Genomic DNA, 1,886 nt, shown 5'->3' with positions numbered 1-1,886 from the left:
ACCCATCTTCTGCTTTTCAGAATAAATTTCAGAGTGCGAATTTGATCAATGTGGATAATGTTTTGGCTGCGCTGACAAAGGCTGGGTTTGGGCATTTGGTTGGGCCGTGTAAAAAGGCTGTGTTGGAAGATGTGGATGACCTTATCAACGAACCTAATCGGGTAATTTTAGAAGATGAAGTCCAAAGAAGAATAGCTAAACGGGAAGAACAGCGTGCTCAGCGATAGGAACAATTTGCTCAACAAAGAGATTTACGTCAGCAGATTTACAGTTCTTCAAAAAAAGGAAAAAGATTTAGAGGTCGCTAGAATTTAGTATTGAAATTCATTAACTTATGTTTCATTGATTTTTAAGCTTTTCAATTTTAAAAAAATAAAAATGAAATCTTCGCTCTTGCAAAGTTCAAAAAAATCAAGTGGAAATAAGAATTCAAACAGCATTTCTTCCCCTGCTGCCCAACTACAGGATAACCGGAAAAATACCAAGGACCAGCAGAACATTATCAAATTGGCCAATACCGGTAAAACTTCAGTTCAGCTGAAAGAATTTGCACATCTATTAAATGGAAATTCCACGCTTCAAAAAATGGATTTCGAAGAAGAGGAACCGCTACAAGGAAAGTTAGAAAATATCCAAAGGCAAGGATTGGAGGAAGAGGAATTGATGCAAGGGAAATTCAAAACTATCCAAAAAATGAGTCTCGAAGAAGAGGAACCCCTTCAATGGAAGATTGAAACTATTCAGAGGATGGGCTTGGAAGAAGAAGAGCTACTTCAAGGCAAATTCGAAACTATCCAAAAGCAGGAGAATAAAACAGGTCTTCCGGAAAACCTCAAATCAGGGATAGAAAACCTTTCAGGCTATATTATGGATGATGTAAAGGTCCATTTCAATTCTCCAAAACCTGCAACCCTTCAAGCTCATGCATATGCACAAGGCACTGAAATCCATTTGGCTCCTGGCCAGGAAAAACACCTTCCCCATGAAGCTTGGCATGTGGTCCAGCAAAAACAGGGAAGAGTGAAGCCTACGCTTCAAATGTCACAGTCAAGCGGTGATCCCGCCTTTGCGGGAAAAGGTGGCGTGAATGTCAATGATGATGCTGGGTTGGAGAAAGAGGCGGATGTGATGGGGGAAAAAGCGTTAAATCAGCTTCAATATCAAAGGAAAAAAAGCAAATTAAATATATATTCAGCTCCCATTGCTCAAAGAAATGTTAATTACTCTGGTTATGATGGTAATCGAAGAGTGGCTGTTATAAAAAGTGTTCGCAATTTTGAATCAAAAGAAGGAATCTCATCAGAAGATGCATTGTCTGATTTTCAGATATTGGAAGGCATGGTAAAAATGAACAAACGTGCAGAATTCTTTGGTGAGTTTGACCTAAATAATTATCAGCACCTAGGCCTTCTTTATCATCAAATAAAACGACAAGGAAAGGGCTTTGAAAATGAGAAAGATGAACAAGAACTACTTAAGAAAGACAAACCCTTTAAAGAAAAACAAGAGCAAGAAGCCACAACTTTTGGGCCGGCAAAAAGGGAGGATCTAAAAATTAAAGGATTCTTCAAACTCGCCTTGCTTGGCATGGGTAGCAGTATTGGCTACTACATAACCAGTCTTGGTAAATCCTATGATCACAAACATACAATCGTCATTGGAAAAGAGAACCCTTGGGAATCGAGAAGAGGGATAGTTCCTTTTGTCAATCATCCTATGGAAATGATTGAACCTTGGGGAAAAGATGCCCCGGAATCCCGATTCAAAACAAGACAAGATGAATTTTCTCCCAACAATCCAGAGGATGTGTTTGCTTCCCGAAAGAAGTTTGCTGTAAAAACGAAGGTGGCCATTATGAGTCCTGCGGCAACTGTTAAAAATGAGAG

2 protein-coding genes are annotated in these 1,886 nt (G+C 39.2%); both read left to right on the top strand.

Features of this window, described 5'->3' with window-relative positions:
* Positions 1 to 227 (top strand): hypothetical protein (locus tag ACEW8U_RS03820; protein WP_373520708.1); only part of this gene is annotated, 227 nt, incomplete at its 5' end.
* A gap of 151 nt (positions 228 to 378) precedes the next feature.
* Positions 379 to 1,886: DUF4157 domain-containing protein (locus ACEW8U_RS03815; RefSeq protein WP_373520707.1), on the top strand; the 1,508-nt coding region annotated here is incomplete at its 3' end.

This window comes from Aquiflexum sp. (assembly GCF_041751335.1).
Lineage (GTDB): Bacteria > Bacteroidota > Bacteroidia > Cytophagales > Cyclobacteriaceae > Aquiflexum.
The sequence above is the reverse complement of the archived record's forward strand: the minus strand, read 5'-3'. Positions and strand labels throughout refer to the sequence as shown.